Raw genomic sequence first — 527 nt, forward strand, 5'->3', positions numbered from 1 at the left:
ACATCGAGTAGGGTGAGGCGTCACCGCCTCATCCCTCTCACAGAACCGTACATACGGGCCTCGTATACGGCTCATGTACATAGTTATTTAGCGTAATTGCTAAACACATATCCCGTTTCAACATTCTCCAAGTTCATTAGCCCAAGTTCATCGAACCAACTGTTTGGCATCGCGTAGCTTGCTAAGGGACTGCGTGCACTGCACCAGCTCGTCATGTTGATGTGAGCGAACTTGCCTTTATAACCATGCTGTCTTAGCCAGCGATGGAGGCGGCTCGCCTTCTTCCATAACTTAAGTTGGATGCTGCGCAAGCGCCGTCTTAGCCAGCTCGCGAGTTGCTTAAATACCCTGCTCGCATTGGCTATCTTGAAGTAATAACTGAACCCTCTTAGCAGTGGGTTTAGTGCATTGATAACTGATTGCAGCGGCATTCCGCCATTGCGTTTCGTCATCTGCTTGAGCTTCGCCTTAAACGCGGTGAGTTTCTTGGGCTGGATGCGGGTATGTTTCGTCCCGATTTCAACGCC

General features: G+C 50.1%; 1 protein-coding gene. It reads right to left on the reverse strand.

Annotated elements, in window-relative coordinates:
- Positions 1–83 precede the first annotated feature (83 nt).
- Positions 84–527, reverse strand: a 444-nt coding sequence (locus tag ACFI6J_RS21580) for a group II intron maturase-specific domain-containing protein (RefSeq protein WP_462586407.1), incomplete at its 5' end; no start/stop codon positions are given.

Source organism: Alteromonas sp. G4i13, from assembly GCF_054960505.1.